At 66.6% G+C, this 24,385-nt stretch carries 14 protein-coding genes and 1 pseudogene; 2 read left to right on the forward strand and 13 right to left on the reverse strand.

Annotation, left to right across the window (positions count from 1 at the left end):
- Positions 1–535 precede the first annotated feature (535 nt).
- From rpsA to polA, 3 genes are all read right to left on the reverse strand, one after another.
- Positions 536–2,011, reverse strand: coding sequence for a 30S ribosomal protein S1 (gene rpsA, locus ACVWZ7_RS00515; protein ID WP_091247946.1), 1,476 nt, complete (start codon positions 2,009–2,011; stop codon positions 536–538).
- A gap of 259 nt (positions 2,012–2,270) precedes the next feature.
- Entirely contained in the window at positions 2,271–3,557 is a 1,287-nt protein-coding gene (locus tag ACVWZ7_RS00520; RefSeq protein ID WP_456506554.1) for a GNAT family N-acetyltransferase, read from the reverse strand.
- Between the two features lie 106 nt (positions 3,558–3,663).
- Positions 3,664–6,570 (reverse strand): DNA polymerase I, encoded by a 2,907-nt coding sequence (gene polA, locus ACVWZ7_RS00525; protein ID WP_456506555.1) that lies wholly within the window; start codon positions 6,568–6,570, stop codon positions 3,664–3,666.
- Here polA and ACVWZ7_RS00530 point away from each other — a divergent pair.
- Positions 6,569–7,033, forward strand: a complete 465-nt coding sequence (locus ACVWZ7_RS00530) for a hotdog fold thioesterase (protein ID WP_344367773.1) — start codon at positions 6,569–6,571, stop codon at positions 7,031–7,033. The two genes, polA and ACVWZ7_RS00530, sit on opposite strands and share 2 nt — an antisense overlap.
- A gap of 63 nt (positions 7,034–7,096) precedes the next feature.
- On the opposite strand, the gene ACVWZ7_RS00535 is transcribed toward ACVWZ7_RS00530, so the two are convergent.
- The 7 genes from ACVWZ7_RS00535 to ACVWZ7_RS00565 all read right to left on the reverse strand — a co-directional run bounded on the left by ACVWZ7_RS00535 (position 7,097) and on the right by ACVWZ7_RS00565 (position 14,079).
- Positions 7,097–7,645, reverse strand: a complete 549-nt coding sequence (locus ACVWZ7_RS00535; protein ID WP_456506556.1) for a dihydrofolate reductase family protein — start codon at positions 7,643–7,645, stop codon at positions 7,097–7,099.
- Between the two features lie 92 nt (positions 7,646–7,737).
- Positions 7,738–7,959 (reverse strand): hypothetical protein, encoded by a 222-nt coding sequence (locus tag ACVWZ7_RS00540; RefSeq protein ID WP_344367775.1) that lies wholly within the window; start codon positions 7,957–7,959, stop codon positions 7,738–7,740.
- A complete protein-coding gene (locus ACVWZ7_RS00545; RefSeq protein WP_456506557.1) occupies positions 7,956–9,161 on the reverse strand; it encodes an anion permease in 1,206 nt (401 codons plus the stop codon). The genes ACVWZ7_RS00540 and ACVWZ7_RS00545 overlap by 4 nt, the downstream gene beginning before the upstream one ends.
- 274 nt (positions 9,162–9,435) lie before the next feature.
- A complete protein-coding gene (locus ACVWZ7_RS00550) occupies positions 9,436–10,122 on the reverse strand; it encodes a hypothetical protein (RefSeq protein WP_344367777.1) in 687 nt (228 codons plus the stop codon).
- 97 nt (positions 10,123–10,219) lie between these two features.
- Positions 10,220–11,089, reverse strand: a complete 870-nt coding sequence (locus tag ACVWZ7_RS00555; protein WP_344367778.1) for a universal stress protein — start codon at positions 11,087–11,089, stop codon at positions 10,220–10,222.
- 294 nt (positions 11,090–11,383) lie between these two features.
- A complete protein-coding gene (locus ACVWZ7_RS00560) occupies positions 11,384–12,700 on the reverse strand; it encodes an erythromycin esterase family protein (RefSeq protein ID WP_456506558.1) in 1,317 nt (438 codons plus the stop codon).
- Positions 12,697–14,079, reverse strand: a complete 1,383-nt coding sequence (locus ACVWZ7_RS00565; protein ID WP_344367782.1) for an MBL fold metallo-hydrolase — start codon at positions 14,077–14,079, stop codon at positions 12,697–12,699. The genes ACVWZ7_RS00560 and ACVWZ7_RS00565 overlap by 4 nt, the downstream gene beginning before the upstream one ends.
- Before the next feature lie 349 nt (positions 14,080–14,428).
- Between ACVWZ7_RS00565 and ACVWZ7_RS00570 the strand changes: the two are divergent.
- Positions 14,429–16,167, forward strand: a pseudogene (locus tag ACVWZ7_RS00570) (long-chain-fatty-acid--CoA ligase).
- A 49-nt stretch (positions 16,168–16,216) separates the two neighbouring features.
- Here the strand turns inward: ACVWZ7_RS00570 and ACVWZ7_RS00575 are convergent.
- The 3 genes from ACVWZ7_RS00575 to ACVWZ7_RS00585 form a co-directional block, all read right to left on the reverse strand.
- Positions 16,217–17,068 carry a hypothetical protein gene (locus ACVWZ7_RS00575; protein WP_456506559.1) on the reverse strand — a complete coding sequence of 284 codons (852 nt, stop codon included), beginning with the start codon at positions 17,066–17,068 and terminating at the stop codon, positions 16,217–16,219.
- Position 17,069: 1 nt separating this feature from the next.
- On the reverse strand, positions 17,070–18,788 hold the full coding sequence (locus ACVWZ7_RS00580; RefSeq protein WP_456506560.1) for a multicopper oxidase family protein: 1,719 nt from the start codon (positions 18,786–18,788) through the stop codon (positions 17,070–17,072).
- Between the two features lie 158 nt (positions 18,789–18,946).
- The gene (locus ACVWZ7_RS00585) at positions 18,947–24,325 is read right to left on the reverse strand and encodes a peroxidase family protein (RefSeq protein WP_456506561.1); all 5,379 of its coding nucleotides are present in this window, start codon (positions 24,323–24,325) and stop codon (positions 18,947–18,949) included.
- Positions 24,326–24,385: the final 60 nt, after the last annotated feature.

The following is a 24,385-nucleotide window of genomic DNA, read 5'->3' on the forward strand; positions in this document are numbered from 1 at the left end:
GTCAAGGATTCCACGGCCAGCCGCACCTCGGGCACGCGCCGGTCCCTCGCCAGCAGGCCAGAACATGTTGCACCTCCCGACCGCTGGGCATGTCCCTCGTTCTGGGCCAGGACTGGGCACAATACCAACATGTCCACTGGTGACGCCCAAAAAATGAGCATGTCCCGAGAGGTGAGTTCCAAGAGTGAGCATGTCCCCACGTGCGAGTCCCAAAAAGGAACATGTCCGGTCCTGGGAGCGGGCACGACGTCGCGGCCACTGGACATGTCCAGCGCTCAGGGCCGGGACTGGACACAATGTCCACATGTCCACTGGTGACACCCAAGAATGAGCATGTCCCCCAGGGGAGGGCTCCAAGAATGAGCATGTCGTGTGGAGCGGGCAGCCGCGGAGCATGTCCGCGCAACGCAAAGGTGGCCGCCCCCAGAGGGACGACCACCTTTGCTGTGCATTCAAACTCCTGCACCGTGACGGTGCAGCTTCAAGCTACAAACTGCCTGGACTCAGGAAGCGGACGCCTGAGAACCGGGGGCAATTAGTTGCCGGTCAGCTTCTCGCGCAGAGCGGCAAGAGCCTCGTCCGAGGCAAGCGTGCCTGCACCGGCTTCGGTTGCAGCCGGCTCAGAGGAGTAGCTGGTGGTGCCGGAGTCGCTCTCGCCGGACGTTGCAGCTGCAGCGTCGTCGGCAGCGTGCTGGGCAACCTGCTTCTTGTGGGCTTCCCAGCGGGTCTGGGCGTCAGCGTACTGCTGCTCCCAGGCGGCGCGCTGCGTCTCGTAGCCTTCAAGCCACTCGTTGGACTCCGGGTCGAAGCCCTCCGGGTACTTGTAGTTGCCCTCTTCGTCGTACTCGGCGGCCATGCCGTAGAGTGCCGGGTCGAATTCGGTGCTGTCGGCGTCGACGCCCTCGTTGGCCTGCTTGAGGGAGAGGGAGATGCGGCGGCGCTCGAGGTCGATGTCGATGACCTTGACGAACAGCTCGTCGCCAACGGAGACAACCTGCTCGGCCAGCTCAACGTGACGCACGGCGAGCTCGGAGATGTGGACCAGGCCTTCGATGCCGTCTTCAACGCGAACGAACGCGCCGAACGGAACCAGCTTGGTGACCTTACCCGGAACAACCTGGCCGAGGGCGTGGGTGCGGGCGAAGGTCTGCCACGGATCTTCCTGCGTAGCCTTGAGCGACAGGGAGACGCGCTCGCGGTCCAGGTCGACCTCGAGAACCTCGACGGTGACTTCCTGGCCAACTTCGACAACCTCGGACGGGTGGTCGATGTGCTTCCAGGACAGCTCGGAAACGTGAACCAGACCGTCTACGCCGCCCAGGTCCACGAAGGCACCGAAGTTGACGATGGAGGAAACGACGCCGGGACGGACCTGGCCCTTTTCCAGCTTGTTGAGGAACGTGGAGCGGACCTCGGACTGGGTCTGCTCGAGCCATGCACGGCGGGACAGGACAACGTTGTTACGGTTCTTGTCCAGCTCGATGATCTTGGCTTCGATCTGCTGACCGATGTACGGAGCGAGGTCGCGCACGCGGCGCATCTCGACGAGGGATGCGGGCAGGAAGCCGCGCAGACCGATGTCGAGGATAAGACCACCCTTGACAACCTCGATGACGGTACCGGTGACAACACCGTCTTCTTCCTTGACCTTCTCGATGTCGCCCCAGGCACGCTCGTACTGAGCACGCTTCTTGGAGAGGATCAGGCGGCCTTCTTTGTCTTCCTTGGTGAGCACCAGGGCTTCGACCTGATCGCCAACGGAGACGACGTCTCCGGGGTCAACGTCGTGCTTGATGGAAAGCTCGCGGGAGGGAATGACACCTTCGGTCTTGTAACCGATGTCGAGCAGAACTTCATCGCGGTCGACCTTGACGACGGTACCTTCGACGAGGTCTCCGTCGTTGAAGTACTTGATGGTGGCGTCGACAGCTGCGAGGAAGTCCTCAGCGGTACCGATGTCGTTAATCGCGACTACGGGGGTACCGGGCTTCTCGGTGGAGGTGATGGTCATGTAGTAGGGGCTCCGTTGTGGATAGTTAGTCGGTCAGGCAAACCGCTCCCCCCGCATTATGGAATGCAGACGAAGAACACGGCATCTCAGCAGGTGATATGCCGGGTCATCCTGATTTTGTGGATTGTAGATGCGCGCACGTAGTACACGCCCGTTTAGTCTAGTCGTTTACGTCAACGCCGGTCAAAGCGCGCGGGGTCCTCCGCACGAACGACGCCGACGGCGGGAACTGCGCGAAGAAGCGCCCCAGGCAGTGCGGCTAGAAGTGCGTGAGGCAGTGCGGTGAGCGTTCGACGGCGAACATGAGCCTCGCGGTCAGGGCCGCTCCGGGCGCGTGCTCGGTTATCCGGCCGGCGGCCGTCAGCGTCACGGGACAGACGGCCCCCAGATAGATGGACCCGAGGTCCGCGACATCCAGCGACAACTCCGGCTCAGCATCCGGAGCGGGCGTCACCGTGGCCACCCCGCCGCTGACTGCCAGGGCGAAGGTGCCGGCGGCAAAGCCGAGGCTGTCCCGGACGGCGAGGACCAGGGTCCCGTCGGCAGAGTAGCGCCGGGCGCCCAGGACCCGCAACGGGTCCAGGATACGCAGCCACAGCATGTCGCGCTGGTCAGAGGACTCGACGCAGCGGGGGTCCTCAAGGGCCCAGGTCAGCGGGTCATCAACCGGCGCGTCCTGCCAGCTGATCCGTTCCACGAGGTCGATGCTGCCCAGGAACTGCCACAGTTCCAGATAGGCGGCGTCGGTCGCCGCCACGAGGTCCACAATCTCCATGGTGTACGGCTTGGCGTCCCACCCGGCGAACTTGTAGGAGACATACCCGTCCACGCTGCCCGCGGCGTCATAGTGCAGGGCACAGCGGATGGCCTCGTCTTCGCTGCCGTCGCGGCCGAGCGTGCCCGAGGACCGCAGCCGGTAGGCCTCCTGCCGCGAGATGGATCCGGGCATGGCGCGTTGAACCCGTGCGAAGACTTCGGGAGCCAGGTCAAGCAGGACCTTCCGGTCGGCGATCTCCACCGACCCCACCGGCTCGTGGCGGAGGCGGAAACGGGGCCCGGTGTCCACCTTGATGCTGCGCTCAAAGGTGGCCACCCCGTAGCCGAACCGACCGTAGATGGACGCCTCCGAGGCGGTGAGCGCCGCCAGCGCGACGCCGTCCGCCTTGGCCGCGGCGAGGTCCTCGGTCATCATCCGCCGGAGCAGCCCCTGCCGGCGATGGGTCCCGCGCACCGTGACGGCGGTGACGAGCTGGGCTTCGAGCTGGCGGCCGTAGCCGATGTTCAGGTCCTTGCGCAGGGTGGCGAACGTCGCCACCGGAACGTCGGCCGACAGCGAGTGGGCCGCGACGCCGTCGGGCTGGTACACGCCGGTCATCTCACGGTTATCCACTCGGTACATGGCCATGATCTTGTCCACAAACTCGTCTTTGCGCGGTTCGTCGTAGAACCCGATCCCGACTCCGCGCAGCCACGCAGTCCCCTGGGCGTAGTCTGCCGAGTCCTTCCCGACCGCCCGGAACCGCCTGAGCTCGTATTTCTCTGCCACGTGCTTCTCCCCCTGAGAATCCTGAATCTCCTGAAAATCCGGCAGCCCCCGGCAGAGCCGGAACGAAAACGTGCCGGAACGACACCCTGCCGGAACCGGTGAACCGTTAGTGCCCCGCCTCGTGCCAGCTGGACCCGATGCCAATCTGGACGTCCAACGGAACGCTGAGATCCGCGGCCGAGCCCATTTGCTCGGTCACGAGCTTCTCAACCGCCTCGCGTTCACCCTTGGCGACTTCGAGGACCAGTTCATCATGGACCTGGAGCAGCATCCGCGATTTCAGGCCCTGGTCCGCCAGCGCGCCGGAGACGCCCAGCATGGCACGTTTGATGATGTCCGCCGCGGACCCTTGGATGGGCGAGTTCAAGGCCACCCGCTCGGCGATTTCCCGCAGCTGCCGGTCCGTGCTGGTCAGGTCCGGCAGGTAGCGGCGGCGGCCCTCGATCGTGGCCGTGTAGCCGTCGATCCGGGCCTGGTCCACCACGCCGCGGAGATAATCCCGAACAGCGCCGAAGCGTTCGAAGTATTCCTTCATCAACGTCCGGGCCTCGTCCACGGAGATTTCCAGCTGCTTGGAAAGCCCGAAGGACGTCAGCCCGTAGGCCAGGCCGTAGGACATGGCCTTGACCTTGGAGCGCATGGCGCTGGTGACCTCGGACGGCGGCACGTGGAAGATGTGCGAACCGACGTACCGGTGCAGGTCCTCACCCTCCTTGTACGCCTGGATGAGGCCGGGATCGCCCGAAAGGTGCGCCATGATCCGCATCTCGATCTGCGAGTAGTCCGCGGACAGGAGGCAGTCATAGCCCTCGGTCACCACGAAGATGCTGCGGACGCGCCGGCCCTCCTCGCTCCGGACCGGGATGTTCTGCAGGTTCGGGTTGTTGGAGGAGATACGGCCGGTGGCGGCCACATTCTGCGCATACGTGGTGTGGATCCGGCCGTCGTCGGCCACGGACTTCTTGAGGCTTTCCACCATTTGACGCAGCTTCGAGGACTCGCGGTGGGCCATCAGCTGGACGAGGAATTCATGGCCGGTTTTCTCCAGTAGCGTCTTGAGCGACGCGGCATCGGTGGTGTACCCGGACTTGATCTTCTTCGTCTTGGGCAGGCCGAGCTCCTCGAACAGCACCGTCTGCAGCTGCTTGGGCGAACCGAGGTTGACCTCGTGGCCGATGGCAGCGAAAGCCTGTTCCTGGGCGTTATCGATCACCTTGGCGAGGTCGGCGAGCTGTTCGTCCATGCGCTCCATGGAGACCGCGATCCCGGTGAGCTCCATCTGCGCCAGGACCCGGCTGACGGGCAGTTCAAGGCTCGTCAGAAGCTCCTGGGCCTTGCGGGTCTTCAGTTCCGTTTCGAAGTGGTGGCTAAGGGCGTGCACGACGGCGGCCTGCTGGACCAGCGCGCCGGCCGCGGCGCCGTCATCCTCGCCGCCGAAGGCGAGTTCCAGCTGGCCAGTCTTGGCAGCCTCGGTGGACACGGTCATCTTGAGGTGGTGCTGGGCGAGTTCGGCGAGTTCGTAACTGCGCCGGTCCGGCTGGATGAGGTAGCCGGAGATCGCGGTGTCGTCCACCACGCCGTCCAGGCCGAGCCCTCGGGAGGTGAAGGCCTTGAGCGCCGGCTTGAACCCGTGGATGACTTTCGGGGCGCCGGGATCCCGGAGCCAGCCGGACAGCACGGCGTCGGCCTCGGCATCCAGGCCGGTGAGCTCGATGTACCCGGCCGCGTCCTTGCGGACCACGGCAAGGGCTGAAGCGTCGTCCACGATCCTGCCGGGCGCGAATTCGACGGCGAGGGCGGACCGGAGCCCCGTCCCGGCGTCGAAGAAAGTCCGCAGCTCCGCAGCGGACGTGAGGGTCGAGAACTCGGGAACCTCGATGCTGTCCGGTTCGCCTTCGACGGGCTCGTTGCCGTAGAGGGCGAAAAGCCGGGTGCGGAGCGTCTTGAATTCGAGGCGGTCGAAAATTTCCTCGATCGCGTCATGGTCCGGGCGCGGTTCCTCCAGCTCGTGGAGGGACACGGGGAGCTCGAGGTCGGTCAGGAGCCGGTTGAGCCGGCGGTTCCGTTTGACCGATTCGACGTGCTCGCGTAGGGCGTCGCCGACCTTCCCGCCGATCGAGTCGAGGTTTTCCAGGATGCCCTCGAGGCCGCCGTACTGGTTGATCCACTTCGCGGCGGTCTTGGGCCCGACGCCGGGGACGCCCGGAAGGTTGTCCGCGGTCTCCCCGACGAGCGCGGCGAGGTCCGAATAGCGCGGCGGCGAGACGAAGTACTTGGCCTCGATTGCTTCGGCGTCCATCCGTGGGATGTTGGTGACGCCCTGCTTCGGGTAGAGGACGAAGACGTTCTCGGTGATGAGCTGGAAGGTGTCCCGGTCGCCGGAGACGAGCAGGACCTCGAAGCCGGCCTCATCGCCCTTGGCGGCGAGGGTGGCGAGGATGTCGTCGGCTTCGAAGCCGGGAATCTTGATGGTCTTGATGCCCCAGGCGGTCATCACTTTTTCAATGAGGTCGATCTGGCCGCTGAACTCGCGGGGGGTCTCGTTGCGCCCGGCCTTGTAGCCGTCGTACTCGGCCTTGCGGAACGTGGTGTCGTCGGAGACGTCAAAAGCCACGGCGACGTGCGTAGGGTTCTGTTCCTTGATGAGGTTGATCAGCATGGACGTGAAGCCGTGGACGGCATTGGTGTGCTGGCCGCTGGAAGTGGCGAAGTTTTCGGCCGGCAGGGCATAGAAAGCGCGGAAGGCCATCGAGTGGCCGTCGAGGACCAGAAGCCGGGGCTGGTCCGTGAGGGGCACCACCGGTGCCTGGGTCGCGGAGACCTCGGTCCCAACGCGTCGCGCCTTCCTGGCGGGCGTTGCGGCTTCGGCGACGGGCGGCTCGGCCACCAGGACAGAGGCTGTGGCTGCGTCCGTGGCAGTGACAGCATCTGCGCCGGCGTCTGTGGAAGGCTCGGTCGCGGGGGAAGGGGCCGGTTTGGTAGTTTCACTCACAGGTGCCAGCCTAGTTCCCATGATGGACAATTTCACGCCGGCCCCCTACGCGGCCGAGCTTGCGGCGGCCGGAGTTCCCGAGGACATGCACGATTGGCTGGGCCAGTACGGCGTCGGCGCCCTCGTGGTGAAGATGGGGATCCACTTCCTTGAAATGAGTCCGGAGCGGACCGTGGCCACCATGCCGGTGGAGGGGAACACCCAGGTGGCCGGGATCCTGCACGGCGGGGCCCACGTGGTCCTGGCCGAGACCTTGGGGTCTTTCGCGGCCGGCCTGCACGCGGGACCGAACCGGCAGGCGCTCGGGATCGAGGTCGGGGCCACGCATCACCGGGCGATCTCCGCTGGAACCGTCACCGGGACGTGCACGGCCATCCACCTCGGCCGGACCCTCACGACCCACGAGATCGTCATCACGGACGAGCACGGCCGCCGGCTCTCCACGGCCCGGATCACGAACCTCCTCCGCGATATCGCAGGGTAGGAGTTCACCGGGGCGCCGGTGGGATGGGCAGGAGGGCCGGGCCGTCGCGCCGGATGGGGCCTGCTAGCTCCTGCCCGGGAAGCGGTAGCGCAACTCCACGATGCCGCGGCCCATGGTCCGGGACGCGGCGAGCTCCAGCGGCGGCGTCGGGCCGGTCATGGGCAGCAGTTGCTTGCCGCCTCCCAGCACTACGGGAATGACCGAGAGAATCAGTTCGTCGAGCAGCCCGGCGTCCGCGAATTGCGCGGCGAGGACTCCCCCGCCGACCACCCAGATGTTCCGGCCGGCGGCCTCATCCTTGAGGTCGTCCACGAACTCGCGGACGGCCCCGCGGACGAACGTCACGTTGGCGCCCTTCGGGGCGGAGTGCTCGTGGTGGGTGAAGACCCAGCAGGGCGTTTCCGGATAGGGCCAGGTACCCGGTTCGTGCTCCAGGAGCCACGCGTACGTCTCACCGCCCATGACGATGCAGCCGACGTCGGCCAGGAACGCGTCGTAGCTGTCCTTGCCGCCCTCAAAACCGTCAAACTGAAGCAGCCACGCCAGGTTGTCGTCATCCGTGGCGATAAAGCCGTCGAGTGAGGACGCCACGAAGTACTGGAAGCTCACCATGGCCCCAGCCTAGCCAATGCGGCGCCGGGTTCCCATCCCCGGGTCGCGCCACCGAGAGAGGGTGCTGCAGCGGCCCGCGTGAGGACGGCGGACTACTTGTGGAAGTAGGGAATGATCAGATAAAGCCCGAAGAGGACGGCGGCGCCGCACAGGGCGAAGCACGTGTAAGCGAGCGGGCGGGTCCACGACGCCGGCTCGTTCCGGACATCCCCCGCGATGGCCGTGAGCCGGACGCCGAGGGAATAGAGGACTACGACTGTGACCGCGGCCACAAGCGTGGCCCCGGCCACGCTGAACAGTTCCAACCACTTCATCGCTGGGCATCCCCGTTCTTGATCGCCTTGGCGGCAGACTTCTTCTTGCGGAACTGCACGGCCTGGCCCATTTCTTCGATCTCGACGGCGTTGTGGTGGCCCACCTGGGATTTCCGCGAATGCACGAACATGTACGCCACGGCGGCGGTGCCGGCGGCGGCCGCGATGATGACTCCGACGACGCCGGTCTGCACGAGCAGAGCCGTGAGGGCGCCCACGATACCGGCCGCCGGGAGCGTGAAGAGCCAGCCGAGGGCAATCCGGCCGGCGGTTCCCCACCGGATGGTGGTGCCGCGGCGTCCCATGCCCGAGCCGATGACGGAGCCGGAGGCCACCTGGGTGGTGGACAGGGCAAAGCCCAGGTGCGACGAGGCCAGAATGGCCGAGGCGGTGCTGGCCTCGGCGGAGAAACCCTGGGCCGGCTTCACTTCGGTGAGGCCCGAGCCCATGGTGCGGATGATCCGCCAGCCGCCGGCGTAGGTGCCGATCGCGATGGCGAGGGCGCAGGCGGTGATAACCCACCACTGCGGTCCGGAGCCGGCAGGCTGCGCGCCGGCCGAGATCAGGACGAGGGTGATGATGCCCATGGTCTTCTGGGCGTCGTTAGTTCCATGGGCCAGTGCCACGAGGCTGGACGTAAAGATCTGGCCGGTCCGGAATCCGCCGCGCTTCTGGGTCAGCTTGTCGCCGGTTTCCGGGTCATGGCGTGACGTCAAGGCATAGGCCAGCCGCGTGCACAGATAGGCCGCGCCGCCTGCGATGATCGGGGCGAAGACCGCGGGAAGGATGACCTTCTGCAGGATCGATTCGAAGTTGATCGAGTGGATGCCGATGCCGGCGATCGCGGCACCGATCAGGCCGCCGAAGAGCGCGTGCGAGGAACTGGACGGCAGTCCCTTCAGCCAGGTGATCATGTTCCAGAGAATGGCGCCCATCAGCCCGGCGAAGATGATGTCCGGCGTGATCGCGACCCCGTCGGAGCCCTCTTTGATGATGCCGCCGGAAACGGTCTTGGCTACTTCCGTGGAGAGGAACGCCCCCACGAGGTTCAGCACCGCCGCCAGGGCGACTGCAGTCCTGGGTTTGATGGCACCGGTCGCGATGGGGGTAGCCATGGCGTTCGCGGTGTCATGAAATCCGTTGGTGAAGTCGAAGAACAGCGCCAGCGATACTACTAGCGCCACCATTACGGTGATTTCCACCTGTTGCCCAATCTGCAGTGTCCACGGTCAGCAGTTCCACTTCCCCGGTGCCGCATGGCCACAAACAATCATCTCATGCCTATCCGGATGAATGCTCGGTGGCCACGAACGCAGCTTGAAACCCTATCGATGGTACGTGGGAAAGACGGCAGCGCAAAACATGCCGGAAGACCCTAAATTCCGCCCTTCCCGGAGGAATCCGGACTTCAGGGCAGCGAGGCGATCCTCGTCACAGAGAGGTGGACCGGGAGCACTGTCCCGTCAGCGGTGCTGCTTAGACGGACCGGCGCGCCTCAGGCGCCGGACCGGCGTCGAGCATTGAGGCAATCTTGTCCTCGAGCGCGGCGAGCGTGGCCTCCGGCAGCACGATGAGCCCGTCGAGTTCACGGCGTGCGCGCCTGTAGGCCGTCTGACGTTCGGCAGGAGTCGCCGCGGCGTCCGAGGCGATCCTCAGGAGCTTCCGGGCAGTCTCGAGACGCTGGCGTTCCGGGCCGGTGAATTTGCTGTCCCTGATCCGCTTGGCTTCGCGTTCCGCGACGTCGAAGGCGATCTCGAAACTGGTGACGGCGGCCCGGTACTCCGCCAAACGGGCCGCAGTCCTGAGCTCACCGGGGGCGGCGGGCCGCAGACCGTCGGCCTCACGCTTGGCCCGCAGGAAAGCCACCGTGAGCGGCTCCCGGACATCGGTCATGACCGGGTAGTCGATCAGCTTCCCGACGTCGAGTTCGTAGTCGAGCCAGCGCCGGTTCACGGCGTCGTGCGCATTCATGAGGGCCAGGACCTGGGCCTGGCTGGCCTGTTCCGCCTGCGCGGCCTGGTTCTTGATTGTGTAGAGCTCCATCCGGCGCCGGTGCCGGCGTTCAGTGGCTTTGGACCAGGACCGGGCCCACCCGCCCATCAGTCCGCTCATGGGAAAGACGAGCCACCAAAAGTGCGAGACGAAATTGTAGAAGGGGTCCACGGCAACATCCTCCCATCCGTCGGCGGCGGCGGAAAGCCCCCTCCGCAGAGGGGGCTTTCCGGCCGGTACTCATCGGGTTGCAAGGACTTGCCGGGCGTCAGTCCCCGTGCTTGACCTTGTGCACCCGCGTGACGATGGTGGGGCACGGAACGTTCAGCAGGACGGCGTGCGCCGTGGAGCCGAGCACCGTGCGGGAGAGCCCGCCGCGGCCGCGGCTTCCGATCACCAGCACCCTGGCGTCCGCGGCGGTGTCCACGAGGGCCTTCGCCGGCTGGGTGTCCGTCTCGAGTCGCTGATGGACCACAAGGTCGGGGTATTTGTCGCCGAGCCCGGCCACCGACTCGGCGAGCACGATCCGGTTCTCTTCGACCATGCTCTCGGCGAGGCCGCTGGACGGTAGCTGCTTCTCGACCCACCGGGCGGGGGTCTTGAACGCGAGGACCACGGTGAGCTCGTCTCCGCCGAGGTCAGCTTCCGCGGCGGCAACTGCGACGGCCTGCAGCGACTCCTCGGAACCGTCCACGCCGACCACGACGCCCTTGGCCCCGGCGCCAGGCTTTGCGGGGATGACCGCCACCGGACAGTCCGAGGCGGCGACGACCTGCAGGGCGCGGTCCGTCACGGGGCCGCCGTCGAGGTGATGTTTTTCATGGCCGCCCACGACGATCATGGCTGCTTCTTTGGAGATATCCCGCAGCACCGATCCCCCGCTGCCGTGGCGGAGCTGGATGTCCACCTCGACGCCAGGGGACTGCTCGCTGGCGCTCGCCTTCGCCTTCTCAAGCAGTTCCATCCCCGATTCGCGGATGAGCTCGTGGTACTGGAAATCAGGGGACATCCAGCGGTCATCGACCGCGTGGAGGGCGATGACCGGAAGCTTGTCCCGGGCCGCCCGCTGAAGGGCCCACGTCAAGGCGGCGTCGCTGCCCGCAGACCCGTTGATACCGACGACGATTGCTTTGCTCATTCTGAATCCTGCTCTTCTCCATCGCGTGATCTGAACCGGCAGCCACACACCGCATTGTCTATAGAGCGCATGATCCCTGCACTGCTTGTTAGCTGCACCGCCAAACATCTGCGTTGGGTGGTGCCTGTAGTGCATGATCGGGCGGCAGTGCCGACAGCCGGCTGGCACCTTCAGTCTCCCGCGCCCGTCATGGGCCGGGTTAGGGCCTTAAGGCCCCGCGCCGCGCTGCGGACCCGCAAGTGGATCTGCAGGTGGACCCGCCAGCGGGCCTGTTGCGCGGCCTAATTGCACGGCCTAGAAACCTGTTGGCTCCGTTTCCAATTCCGGTTCGCGGGGCGGCCCCTCATGGTGCACGGGACGCAGTGCCGCCGTGTGTTCGAGCCAGATGAGAGCGTCGTACCGTTCCCCCATCCGGGTCGGAACGTAGTTCCCCGCCTCCCGCTCCGGGTGGTACACGACGCCGATCGCCCGGTGTCCGAGCCACGTCGAAAGCCACGGCCCGGTCCTGTCGTCACCGAACTCCAGCACGGATGGCACGCCGAGGGCCTGATGCAGGAAGTCCTCGTGGCTGCCCGGGCGTGCTTCCGGCACCGTGAGGATGCGCTCCGGGCGGCCCCATGCGTCGGCGGCGATCACGGAACCCCGGTGCCCGGCGAAACCGACCAGGAGCACGCCCTCGCCCGCGTGGCGTTCCCGTAGCAGTTGCCCGACGTTGACCAGGCCGTCCTGTGCCATGTCGGTGGCCCGCGCATCCCCGACATGCGTGTTGTGCTCCCAGATCAGGCCCTTCGACGCCGGCCCGAGGTGCCGGCTGACGCGGTCGATGGTGTCCGCCATATGGTGGTCGCGGACGTTCCAGGACTGCCGGTCGCCGCGGACCATGATGCGGTAGTAGTGCTCGGCGTTGGCCGCGACCTCGGCGTTCTGGACGGCGTCGAAGGCGTCCTCGTCGTGGGGGCCGGGGCTGAAGACCCGGTTCCTGACCTCGGTCAGGAGGGCCACGACGTCGGCCTCGCAGGACTGCGGGACCAGCCGCGTGCTCCAAGCGTACTGGTGCGGGTCCTCGTGGTGCGGGAGGAAGCATTGCCAGGCGCGCATGGCGGCGGGCACGGCGTCCGGGACGTTTTCCTGCAGCCAGCCGATGATTTCGCGCAGCGAATCCCAGAGCGAGTAGACGTCCAGGCCGTAGAAGCCCACGCGCTTGTCCATGGGGCGCCCCGCGTTCCAGGTGCGCAGCCAGTCCAGGAACGCCGCGATTTCTTCGTTGGCCCACATCCAGGTTGGCCAGCGTTCGAAACCGGCCAGCAGGGCGTGCACTCCCTGATCCTTGCCGTCCTGGCCGCGGACCCACCGGTTGATCCGCCAGCAGTCCGGCCAGTCTCCTTCCACCCCGATCCAGTTGTACCCCTCCTCGGCGATGAGGCGCCTGCTGAGGGTGTCGCGCCAGGTGTAGAACTCGTGGGTGCCATGGGACGCCTCGCCGATGGCGACGAATCGGCAGTCGGCGGCCCGCCGCACCAGGCCGTTGAGGTCCCGGTCGTTTTTCAGCGGCCGGGCGAGATCATGGATCTCCTTCAGCACGGAGGTGCGCGTGACGGCAACCGGATTCATCGCGGATCCTCAATGTCGATCGACTCCAGATGCTCGGGTACCCGGGCCCGCCAGCCGAGTTCGCGCTTGATCCTGATGCGCAGGGCATCGGACGCATCGGGGTCGCCGTGCGTGATGTAGGTCATGCGGGGCTCCTTCGCTGCCGCTTTCATCCACGCGATGATGCCGTCGGCGTCGGCGTGCGCGGACAGGCTTTCCATTTGGATCACTTCGGCCCGGATCTTGACGTCCTCCCCGTAGATGCGCAGCTCCCGTTCGCCGGCGGCCAGGGTGGCCCCCCGCGTGCCTCCTGCCTGGTAGCCACTGAGGATGACGGCGTTTTTCGGGTCCGGGCCGTACGCCGCGACGTGGTGCAGGATCCGGCCGCCGGTCAGCATGCCGCTGGCCGAGATGATGATCATGGGGCCGCCGCGCAGGTTCAGGAGCTTGGACTCGTCCACGGTGCGGGTGACCTTGGCCAGCTTGTACATGTCCACGTATTCCTCGCGCTTGAGCCGGTGTTCCTCGGGGTGGCGCTGGTACATTTCGGAGGCGTCGATGGCCATGGGGCTGTTCAGGTACACCGGGATGCGCGGAATCGCGCCCTTGCGCAGGAGCCGGGACAGGTACAGCATGAGCGTTTCGGCCCGGCCGACGGCGAACGCGGCGAACATGATGACGCCGCCGCGCTTCGCGACGCGGTTGATGATCTCCCCCAGTTGCTTCTCCGGATCCTCCGTGGAGTGTTTCCGGTTGCCGTAGGTTGATTCGGTCACCAGGATCCCCGTTTCGCCGAGCGGGCGCGGCGGGTACATGAAGGGGTCATCGGCGCGGCCCAGGTCTCCGGTGAAGTGCACGGATTGGGAGCCTAGCCGGACGTGGACCTGGGCGGCGCCGAGGATGTGTCCGGCCGGCACGAACGTCAGCTCCATGCCACCGCCGAGGTCAAGGGGATCGTCAAAATCCCGGATTTTGAATCTGTTGAGGGACGCTACGGCGTCGGCGGCCGTGTAGAGCGGGATCGCGGGATCGTGCGCGGTCGATCCCCGCTGTGAGGCATACCTGGCCTCTTCCTCCTGCAGGTGGCCGCTGTCCGGGAGGATGAGTTTGCATAGATCGGTGGTGCCGTCCGTGGCGTAGACCGGGCCGCCGAATCCGTCCCGGACCAGGGCCGGGACGTAGCCGGTGTGGTCCAGGTGCGCATGGGTCAGCACCACGGCGTCGATGGACTGCGGCGGCACCGGGAAGGGCGCCCGGTTGCGCTCGCGACTGCGCTTGTAGCCCTGGAAGAGCCCGCAGTCCACCAGTACGCGCCGGCCGCCGGCGTCGATCAGGTAGCGGGACCCGGTGACGGTGTCGGTGGCACCAAGGAACTTCAGGCTCGGCTGTTGGTGTTTCATGGTGCTCCCGTGGACCTCTACCCGTGGCTCTGTGGACCGCGCAGACTTGTGCACTGTGCAGACCTGTCCACTGCGCAGACCTACAAAAATGCACAAACCTACAAAGATGCGCGGACCTGCCGCTCGCGGTGTACGCCCCAGCTTCCGCCCCGGCCTGCCGGGTGCCAAGGGCCGAAAGTCACCTCACGGCCCGCGCCGCCGCGGCTGTCGCGCAGTCCGGTCCAGTACTCCCGGGCCGGCACTCCCGGACCGGTACTCCCGGACCGGTGCTGCCCGATAGGATTTCCTGACGGGTCCTGCCGGGCCCGACGGCCGGCAACCCGGCGCAGCCCAGTGGCAAGGACACACCATGAGCAGACGATCCGCGGGGCCCGAGCATCCCGACCGCCCCTGGACCCGCCACTACGGCCCCGGTGTTCCTATCGACCTCAAACTCCCCGCGGGGTCCCTGGTCGACCTCATGGACTCCTCCGTTCGGCGTTATGGACGGAAGACAGCGCTGGAATTCTTCGGGGCACGCACCAGCTACCGCGAACTCGGGACCGCCATCAGCAGGGCGGCTGCGGGCCTGAAGAAACTCGGCGTCAGGGCCGGCGACCGGGTGGCGCTGGTCCTGCCGAACTGCCCGCAGCACATCATCGCGTTCCATGCGGCGCTGCGGCTGGGCGCCGTCGTCGTCGAACACAATCCCTTGTATACCGACCGCGAGCTCCGTCATCAGTTCGAGGACCACGGCGCCACCGTCGCCGTGGTCTGGGACAAGGCGGTGGAGAAGGTCCGGCAGCTGCCCGCCGACGTCGGGCTGCAGACCATTGTCTCGGTTGAGCTGATTCCGGCGATGCCACTGCTCCAGCGGATGGCGCTCCGGCTCCCGGTACCCGCTGCCCGCGTGGCCCGGGCCTCACTGGCCGCCGGCAGACACACGCCCTGGCAAGCGGCGGCGCCGGCACACCGGACGGTACTCCCGTGGAAGGAGCTCCTGGCCGCCGGCGAGCTGAAGAAGAAGCATCCGCGTCCGGCCGCCGGCGACTTCGCCGTCATCCAGTACACAAGCGGCACCACGGGCCAGCCCAAGGGCGCCATGCTCACCCATGCCAATCTGCAGGCCAATGCCGCGCAGGGCCGCGCGTGGGTGCCCGGGCTCAAGGACGGCCGGGAGACCGTCTACGCGGTGCTGCCGATGTTCCACGCCTACGGGCTCACGCTGTGCATGACGTTTGCCCTGAGCATCGGCGCGAGGCTGGTGCTGTTCCCCAAGTTCGACGTTGACCTTGTGCTGAAGGCCTACAAGAAATCGCCGGCCACGTTCCTGCCGGCGGTGCCGCCGATCTGCGACCGCATCGCCGCCGCCGCGGCCGAGCGCGGCATTGCGCTGGACAGCATCCGGTTTCCATCTCGGGGGCGATGAACCTGCCCACGGCGACAGTGGAGACGTGGGAGAGGGCAACCGGCGGCTACCTGATTGAGGGCTACGGGTTGACGGAAACCTCGCCCATCGCGCTGGGCAACCCCTTCGGTCCCAGCCGGAAACCGGGAACAGTGGGGGTCCCGTTTCCCCTGACCGACATCCGGGTGGTGGACCCGCGGAACGTCCTGCTGGACCGCGCCCCCGGTGAGGAAGGCGAGCTCCTGGTCCGGGGCCCGCAGGTTTTTGCCGGCTACTGGAACCGCCCGCAGGAGACCGAGGAATCACTCCTGGAAGGCGGCTGGTTCCGCACGGGGGACATTGTCTCGGCGGACAAGGACGGGTTCGTGACGGTCCGGGACCGGATCAAGGAGCTGATCATCACTGGAGGCTTCAATGTCTCCCCCACGGAAGTGGAGGACGTCCTCGCCGAATACCCCGGCATCCTGGAAGTGTGTGTGGTGGGCCTGCCGCGCCCCGGCGGCGGCGAAGACGTGGTCGCCGCCGTCGTCCCCGCCGCAGGACCCGGCGTCGATCCGGAGGCGCTCCTGGCTTTCGCACGCGAGAATCTGACCGCCTACAAGGTGCCGCGCCGGGTTGCCATGGTGGATGAACTGCCGCGCTCGCTGATCGGCAAGGTCCTGCGCCGTGAAATCCGGGACGCGCTCGTGGCCGGCCAGTAGCGTTCTCTTCGCTCCGGCCGGCCACGGGTTCTGTCAGTGCCCGGCCTCCTCAGTGTCCGGAATCGTCGCTTCCTGTGTGGTGGCCGGCCGGGTCGTCCTGTCCTGCGCCATGCGATTGGCCACCATTGTCCTCGGGCGACGGTGCAGGCTCCAGTGCCGGTCCAGGTTCGAGGGACAGGTCTACTCCCTCGCCTGTGTCCGAGCGGGGGGCCAGCGCAACGTTGGCGGGGTCCACGCCGGCGCCGCGGGCCATGCCGTTGCGGACGGATTCCACGAGCGCGTCGCTGAGCAGCGGCCCCGTGTAGCTGACCGTCAGGGCACCGTTGTCCAGGACCGTGGCGTAGTTCCCGAGCGCGTCCGAGAGTATGCCTTCCTCGGCGATGGATTTCGCCAGGGCTGCCGGATCGGCCGCGGCCACCGTGAACCGGAGGTCGTGGACCAGAACCAAGGCGACATGGACATGCTCCACGCCTGGATAGCTTCCCGCAGGGCCGAAAGCCAGCCCAGCCAGCTTCTCGGCGTCGCTGCTGGCGCTTCCCGGCGGCAGCGCCACGATGACCTCCGGCGACATGTGCTCGAGGATCGCCGGTTCGAGCACGTCCGGGGAGATGTCGGACAGGACGACGTCGGCGGCACTCGCCGCCTGCTCAAGCCGGGCCCGGGCTGCGCCGAGGTCCGCGCCCGGGGCCGGATGGACGGCGATGACCGCCCGCCGCCGCACCATCAGCCCGTCGTGGCTCACTGCCGGACGGCCATTGCCGACGTCGGTCCCCGTCTCGAGCGAGACAGCCGCGGCGCTCGCCGCGACCGACGGCGGCGCCGGCGCCGGCGGTCCGCCCGTGCAGGCGCTTAGTGCCAGCACGAGCAGGGCGGCCGCGCCCAGTGCCCCAACGCGGCTCATCTCAGGTTCCCGCGGGCAGTCCGGGCCGGTACACCGGCGGGAATGAGTCGGGGGCCGTGGTGTCCAGGACCGGCGGATCGGACGTGATGGGGTCGTTGGTTCGCAGATCGCCGACGGAGAACTGCACCATCATGTCGTGGTCTTCATGGACCAGGTTGTGGCAGTGGATCATGTAGCGTCCGCCCCCGCCGGTCCCCGTGTCGAATTGCATGAGGGCCGTGATGGACTCGTTCTCGCCGGCGTAGAAGACATCCTTGGGGCCCTTCTCCCAGGCAAACGGCTGGCCGCCGTTGGTGTTTCTCGCGATTATTTTGGCGTCAATGAGGTGGATGTGCACCGGATGGAACCAGCCACCGGACGCATTGATGATGGTCCATTGCTCGATGTCGAAGGGCTGGGGGTTGCCGAACAGCTTGGTGAACCCGGATTTTTCCACATCGGCCCAGGTGACACCGTTGACGGTCCATTGACCGTTGTCCCGGAAGAATTTCAGCTCGCGCTTCGCCTTGGCCATCGCCGGCGTGAGACTCATCGTGGCGATGCCGCCCTTGGCTGCGTTGACGGAACCGCCGTCGTCCAGGGTGGCCGGGATGCCGGAAATGGAGCCCGCTCCCGACCCGGAGTCGGCCACCACCTGGAAGCGCATGATTTTCCCGGTGTTGGCGAAGTCGATGTTGTTCTTGTTGCTGAGGTTTCGCAGTTCGATCAACTGGCCGGTGCGGTATTTGCGGAAGTCGATCAGGACCTCATAGCGCTCGGCCGTCCCCTGCCGCCAGGACTTCACGGCCTGCACGGCGGGAACCATGCCGGCGTCGGTTGCCACCACGTAGATGGGGTCCCCGGTGGAGAGCGTGGGCCGGTAGGACCGCGAAATCGAGGCATCGAGCACGCGGAAGCGGTAGATCCGGGGCTTGACCTTCATCGTGGGCCACGGGACGCCGTTGACCATGATGATGTCCCCCCACAAGCCCTTTTGTCCGTTGTCGTTATATGCGAGGGAGCCGTCGGCGTTGAACATGGCGTCCGAGATCATCAGTGGGACGTCGAACTCCCCCTGGGGTAACTGCGCCCGGTCGTACTTGTCGGAGAGGGGATAGAAGCCTGCGAGCCCGGAATACACGTTCTGGGCGGTGATGTGGTGCTTGTGGTCGTGGTACCACAGGGTCCGTGCCGTCTGGAAGTTGGGGTAGTGGTAGTTCTTGACGTTGCCCGGGACGGTGATGTCGTTGGCGTAGCCGTCGTACTGCGGCAGCGACGCCGAGCCGTGCAGGTGGGTGACGGTATTAAAGGCGCCGGGCTGGAGCAGCCCGAGCGGGGGCAGTCCGTTGCGGATCCGCACCTCGATCCTGGTGCCCTGCCTGGCACGGATGGTGGGCCCGGGAAAGATGCCGTTGTAGCCCGCCACGGTGGTGCTCAGCCCGGGCACGAACTGGGCCTGGCCGAGTTTCTGGGTGAGGGCGTACCGGGCAAAGGGGCGGGACGGGTCGCCGTCGTCGAAACCTGTCGCAAAGGGGACGAGCTCCGGCGGGCGGCGGAAGACCCCCGCATAGGGAACAGGCATGTTCTCCGGTGCAAGAAGGCTGGCAACCGCCGGGGCCGGTGCGGGCGCCGGGGCGGTTGCCCCGTCTGTCGGCGGTATGGTTTCATCGCCTCCTTTGAATCCGGCCAGGCCGAGGGCGCCCACTGCGCCCAGTTTGAAGATCTCTCGTCGTGTAGTCATGGCCCCTCCAAGTGGGCAATCGAACTGAATACCGGGTCGAAGAGTGACTGTCGAGAAGTGCCTTTGGAACCGTGCCTTTCGAACAGTGTCTTTCGAATAAGCGAGGAAGCCGGCCGGCGGACCGTTGCTGGCCGCCAGCCGGCGTTCTCGAACTGCTGTTAGAGTGCTGAGCCCGTAGTGAACGTCCAGATACGGGTGGTCAGCGGGTTACCCGCCAGGTCGCGGACGCCCGTGGTGCCGCCGGTGACGGTGACCCGGTACTGGGTGTTCGCAAGCAGGCTGGTTCCGGGGTTGATCGTCAGCACCCGGGTGGTGGTGTTGAACGAGATCGCCGAGGCGACCTGGGCTCCGGTGGAGACCCGTTCAATCCGGACCTTGCCGGCAACTGCGAAGCCGGTGATGGCCTCGCTGAACGTGGCGGTCACGTTGCTGTTGCGCAGCACCCCCGTGGCTCCCGCAACGGGAGTCGTGGCAGTGATGGTGGGGTTCGGGCCTGTGGTGAACGACCACGTGCTCGTCGCCATCGTGTTGCCCGCGAGGTCACGGATCCCCGAGAGGGTCGCCGTGTACACCCGGTCCGCCGTCAGCGTGACGCTTGGGTTGAGGGTCGCAACCCTGGTGAGCACGTTGTACGACACGACGGCGGGGATCAGCGTGGTGCCGAGCCGCAGCTGGAACGTGGTTCCGCTGACTCCCGTCACCGCTTCGCTGAACGTTGCCGTCATATTCGCCGTCTGGCTCACGGAGAAGGCACCGGATGCCGGTGTCCTGGCCGTGACCGTGGGAGCGATGAATTCAGTCCGTGGTGTCACCGCTGCGGTGCGGGCAGAGAACCCGCCCGTGCCCGCTGCGTTCACGGCTCCGACGTCGAACGTGTACGCCGTCCCGTTGGTCAGGCCCGTCACGACGACGGTTCCGACGTTTCCGGTGACCGCCTGCGTACGTGCCAGGACGGTTCCGGCGAAGGCCCGCACGGTGTAACCCGTGATGGCGGATCCGCCGTTGGATGCCGGTGCGGTCCAGGTCAGGGTCGCCGAGGCGTTCCCGGCCGTGGCCGTCCCGATGGTCGGCGCTCCCGGTACGGTCGCCGTCGTCGGGCTGACCGTGTTGGACAGTGCCGAGAACGGGCTGTCGCCGAGGGCGTTGCTGGCCAGAACCTGGAACCGGTACTGGGACCCGTTCGTCAGACCGGTCACCACCAGGCTGGTGGAGCCTGCCGGGGCGGTGCGCAGGGCGCCGACCTGGATGCCTGCCGGGTCCGTCGTCACGTCGAGCACCTTCACGGAGAAGGAGTCGGCAATGCCTACGGTCGGGGCCGCCCAGCGCGCCGTTGCCTGCCCGGCGCCGGCGGTTGCTGTGCCGATGACCGGAGCGTTGGGCAGAACGGTGTCCGAGAACTGCAGGAACTCGATGTTGCGGATGGTGTCCGTGCCGTCGACGCCGACGTTGTCGACCACCGTGGTGGTCGAGCCCGCCGAGCCCAGTATGCCGTTGCCGCCCGTCGTGGTGACGGTGTAGTTGGCCCGCGGGCCGGAGAAGATCGCGACGTCCCGGTTGCCCGCGGTTTCGAGGGCGGTGGGGGTCACGATCTCGCGGACAGCCACCAGGTTCCCCGGGTTGACGACGCCGGCCGCTACTGCGGCCGCCAGGGTCAGCGGGTTACCCGTCTGGTACTGGCGTTCCATGAGGTCGGTGGTGCCGATCTCGGCTCCTGCGTCGTCCCGCACGCTGATGCGGATCTTGAGGTACCGGTCGCCGTCAAGGACGTCGTTGCCGCCGCGGCCCTCGAGCTTGTCGCTGCCAAGACCGCCGACGATGATGTTGCCATCGCCCCAGACCGGACCGGCCAACGGGCAAACGCCCATGGGTGAGAGTGCGGCCACGGGTGCCAGCGGCGTCGTCGGAGCCGGGAGGATCGCTCCCAGGCCGGCGATCCGGTTGATGCCCGTCTGGTCGAGGACGTCGCAGCCGCTAAAGCCTGCACCACCTACGGTGCTGGGCACTGCATCGTCGCCCCGGATGACGTCATCAAACTTGGAACCGGAGTTGGCTTCCACTTCCTGCCAGCGGTCGCGGTTGACCACGACGGGGAGCGGGACGCCGATCAGGTTGTTGTTGATCTTCATGTCGTCGTCGGCAGCCACGGTGTCGTACTGGTGCGTGGCCCAGTCGAAGCCGGCGGCACCGGCGTAGCGGTCGATGGCGGCATTGCTGGACATGATGTCGTCCCCGCCCTCGGCGTCGTAGTCGTTTTCACCGACCTGGCCGACGAAGATGTCGTTGCCGGGCTTCGCCTGGGCCGGGTCGTCGAAGAACGGTGCGCCGTGATCTCCGATCAGCAGGTCCTGGCCGGAGCCGCCCTGGATCCAGTCGTCGCCGCCGTCGCCAAACGTCGCGTCCGCACCGTCGCCGGACTGAACGAAGTCGTTGCCGGGACCTGCGAAGGTCTCGTTGTCGTTTGCTCCGCCGTTGGTGAAGTCCTGGCCGTCTCCGCCCATGTTGATGTCGTCGCCGATACCGGAGTTGAGGTAATCGTTGCCCGGACCGCCCTTGAGTACGTCAGCGCCGGACAGATCGGTGATCCTGTCGTTGCCGTCGCCGCCAAGTGCGATGTCATCGCCGCCGTTGCCTTCAATGACGTCGTCGCCTGCGTTGCCGAGGAACGTGTCGTTGTCGTTGCCGCCGGTAACGCGGTCAGCGTTGGCCGTGCCGTTGTAGACGGACTGGCCGTTGATGCCGCTGGGATCGACCGTGTTCTTCTCCATGTACTGGATGGTGCCGTCGGGCTTGCGCAGGAGAAGCAGGTTCTCCTTGCACTCGGTGGTTGCGTCGTCCGCGACCGTCGGTCCCGAGGTTGCGTAGCCCGCCGCGGTACCGGCCAGGTTGCCCAGCTGGAACTTGCAGTCGGCGGTGCCGAACGCATCGGCCTTGAGCGAGTGCGCGTTGGTGTTGCGCATGATCATCTCCGCGAAGGAGTTGCTCTCCAACTGCGCCCGGAGGTTCATGCCCGGAGTACGCGCCAGGTAGTACAGGCGGTCGCCGTTCTGAAGGTCCGTCAGCTGGTTCTCGAACACGTAGTTGAACGTGCTTCCCAGGAGGCCGCCGAAGAGGTTGGTCTTCTCCGCCAGGCCGCCGACCCAGAGGTCGACCTTGTTCAGGCCGGTCTCCTGCGTCGCCCACGGTCCGGCACTGTTCATGAAGTCCGTCATGTCAGCTGTTGGAGGAGTGGCCAGGGTGCCCGGATCAACGATCGCCTTGGCCGCTGCCCGCTTGCCTGCCAGCGTGGTTTCGCTGGTGATGGTCGGATAGGTGCCGTAGGCGGCAACAAAGTTGATCAGCGATTCCGGGTGCTTGAGGTTCTGGCCGAAATCCGCCCAGCTCGTGTATGGGGCCAGCTGGCCGTCGCCCGTGGCGTCATGGATCTGGCGCCGCAGTTCATTGAGCGGCGGTACGCCTTCGGAGCGTGCGCGGGTCATGTTGATCGTCGCCAGGTCCAGGGGAAGGCCCAGCAGATTGTTGCGCAGGGTGCCGGTCACGAACTCGTCAAGTTCGTTGCCGACCTGGTCGCTCATGCCCATGACGATGCTGCCGGCGGCCTCTTCCGAGGTCAGGGATCCCGCCGATCCGCCGTTGGTGTACTCGGGCGGGTTCAGGAAGCCATGGAGCAGCGAGATGGAGTTATCGGTGCCGTCCGCATTCGTGCGGGAAATCGTCTCGGTCAGCATGGAGTGGCCAAAGCGGTAGACCGCATGGGCGAACTCCGCCTTGATGGCCGAGTTGATGTCCGTGTGGTAGACGTGGAACGGCTGGACCGCAGGCTGGACCTTGCGGGCGAACTCCTCGAAGACGAGGTGCTGGTATTCCATTTCCGTGACGAACCTGGCTGCCTGGAACAGGCGCTCGCCGTTCCATCCGTTGGCGCCGGCGGCCAGCTTCCACTCGGCCAGCGCGGCAACGCCGGTGGCTGAGGTGTCGTTGGTGAGGGTGTTCTCGATGTCCGCCACGAGGCGGTCATGCTCGGAGTGGAATATCTGGTGGATGGTGGTAAGTCCGATGTTCTCGTTGACGCGGCCGTCACCGGCACAGAAGTGCGCGTTGAGCATTTCGTCGTCGTAGGTCCCTGCGGGCTGGTTCGCAAAGTCTGCCGAGGCCGTGGTGTCGGCGTCCGGGGTGGGCGCGACGGGCGGCGTGGCAGGGTTGTGGTCCGTGTCCTGCGGCGACGGATCGGCGTTGTGCGCGATGTCGGTCAGGAACGGGGTGTCGAAGTACCGAACGTTCGCCGGCACCGGAACGGGGTTCGCCGTGTTGCCCTCGACCAGTCCGGTCAGGGTGACGTACTGCGGAAGGCCGCGTGCGGGTCCTGGGATGAACTTTCCGTACGGGTCCGCGGCAATCATCGGGATGTTGGTGACGTCCTTGTCCTGGAGTTTGAGGCCCAGGAAGATCGCCGCCTGGGCCTTCACGTCCGCCCACGTCGCCATGCCGCCGGCGGTGGGGCCGGCGGGACCGCCGAGCAGCTTGCCGGTGGCGACCGGCTTGCCATCGGCGTTGTTGATGTATTCCCGCAGGAACACCTGGTGGGAGGGATGGGACGTGTACGTCTGCGACTGGTCCACGTAGGGCGAGTCGGTGTTGGCCGCTTCCTGCACGTCATCAGCGGTACCCAGGACACCGTCCGGGCCCGGCTGGTTTTGTGCCCGGGTGAGGACCATGAACGCGTTGGGGCCGTTGGCGGCCACCTCATCGCCCGTGCCCGGCTTGCCGTCGGGGCCGACCGTGATCAGCGGGTCGTCTGCCTTGAGCGGAACAAACACCGTTCCGCCGCCCTTGACCGTCTGGTCGACGCCGTGGTCGAAGAACTGCCCGAACAGGGTGAACAGGGAGTTGTACGGCGGGGAGAGTCCGACGTCGGTGGTGACGTTGGGGATGAACAGCGTGTCCCCGGTGGGGACGCAGCCGGCCGGCACACCCGCGACCGGCGGAGCCGCCAAGGGGTCAGGATCGGTGGTGCAGGGGAACAGCCCCGGGTTGCCCTGGGTCCGGACGGGGAAACCGGCAGCGGCCACCGCTGCGGGATTAGTGGAGGTCTGGTCCACGATCAGGTTGCTGACTTGGCGGGGCTGGGAGTCGAACACATTGCCCGACTTTTGCTGGTATGACGACGGACCGGCGGGGCCGAAGCCGGCCGGAACGGAGTCCGCAGCGTTGAACGACGGCGTCGTTAAACGCGGAAATACCTGGTCGGCGGCCCCGTAGGTTTCGCGGCCGGCGAGCAGGTTGTTGCAGGAGCCGTCAACCGTGCGGAGGCCGTATGAGGTGAGGGCGTCGGGAATCTGATTGGGGCCTCGACCGACAAGCGCGCCGCAAGGGCCGGTGGCCGACGTCGTGTTGGCGACGTGCGCCTCGGCGATCTTGATCTGCTTGAGGATGTAAGCGAGGTCGGAGGGGGTGACGGTGAAACCTGCGCCGACGGGTGCCGGGGCGGCGTTGGCGCCAAGCGCCGTGGTGGTGAGTCCGATGAAACTGAGCAGGGTCATCGCTGTCCCTGCGGCTACTACGCGGGTTGGCCGACTGAAGACACGTCTTTGGCCGTCGAC

The sequence above is a fragment of the Arthrobacter sp. TE12232 genome, assembly GCF_054062615.1.

Coding starts and splice junctions, on each gene's coding strand:
- rpsA (WP_091247946.1), bottom strand. CDS start 2,011: ATGACCATCACCTCCACCGAGAAGCCCGGTACCCCCGTAGTCGCGATT.
- ACVWZ7_RS00530 (WP_344367773.1), top strand. CDS start 6,569: ATGATGGACAATTTCACGCCGGCCCCCTACGCGGCCGAGCTTGCGGCG.
- polA (WP_456506555.1), bottom strand. CDS start 6,570: ATGGGAACTAGGCTGGCACCTGTGAGTGAAACTACCAAACCGGCCCCT.
- ACVWZ7_RS00535 (WP_456506556.1), bottom strand. CDS start 7,645: ATGGTGAGCTTCCAGTACTTCGTGGCGTCCTCACTCGACGGCTTTATC.
- ACVWZ7_RS00540 (WP_344367775.1), bottom strand. CDS start 7,959: ATGAAGTGGTTGGAACTGTTCAGCGTGGCCGGGGCCACGCTTGTGGCC.
- ACVWZ7_RS00555 (WP_344367778.1), bottom strand. CDS start 11,089: ATGAGCAAAGCAATCGTCGTCGGTATCAACGGGTCTGCGGGCAGCGAC.
- ACVWZ7_RS00560 (WP_456506558.1), bottom strand. CDS start 12,700: ATGAATCCGGTTGCCGTCACGCGCACCTCCGTGCTGAAGGAGATCCAT.
- ACVWZ7_RS00565 (WP_344367782.1), bottom strand. CDS start 14,079: ATGAAACACCAACAGCCGAGCCTGAAGTTCCTTGGTGCCACCGACACC.
- ACVWZ7_RS00575 (WP_456506559.1), bottom strand. CDS start 17,068: ATGAGCCGCGTTGGGGCACTGGGCGCGGCCGCCCTGCTCGTGCTGGCA.
- ACVWZ7_RS00580 (WP_456506560.1), bottom strand. CDS start 18,788: ATGACTACACGACGAGAGATCTTCAAACTGGGCGCAGTGGGCGCCCTC.
- ACVWZ7_RS00585 (WP_456506561.1), bottom strand. CDS start 24,325: ATGACCCTGCTCAGTTTCATCGGACTCACCACCACGGCGCTTGGCGCC.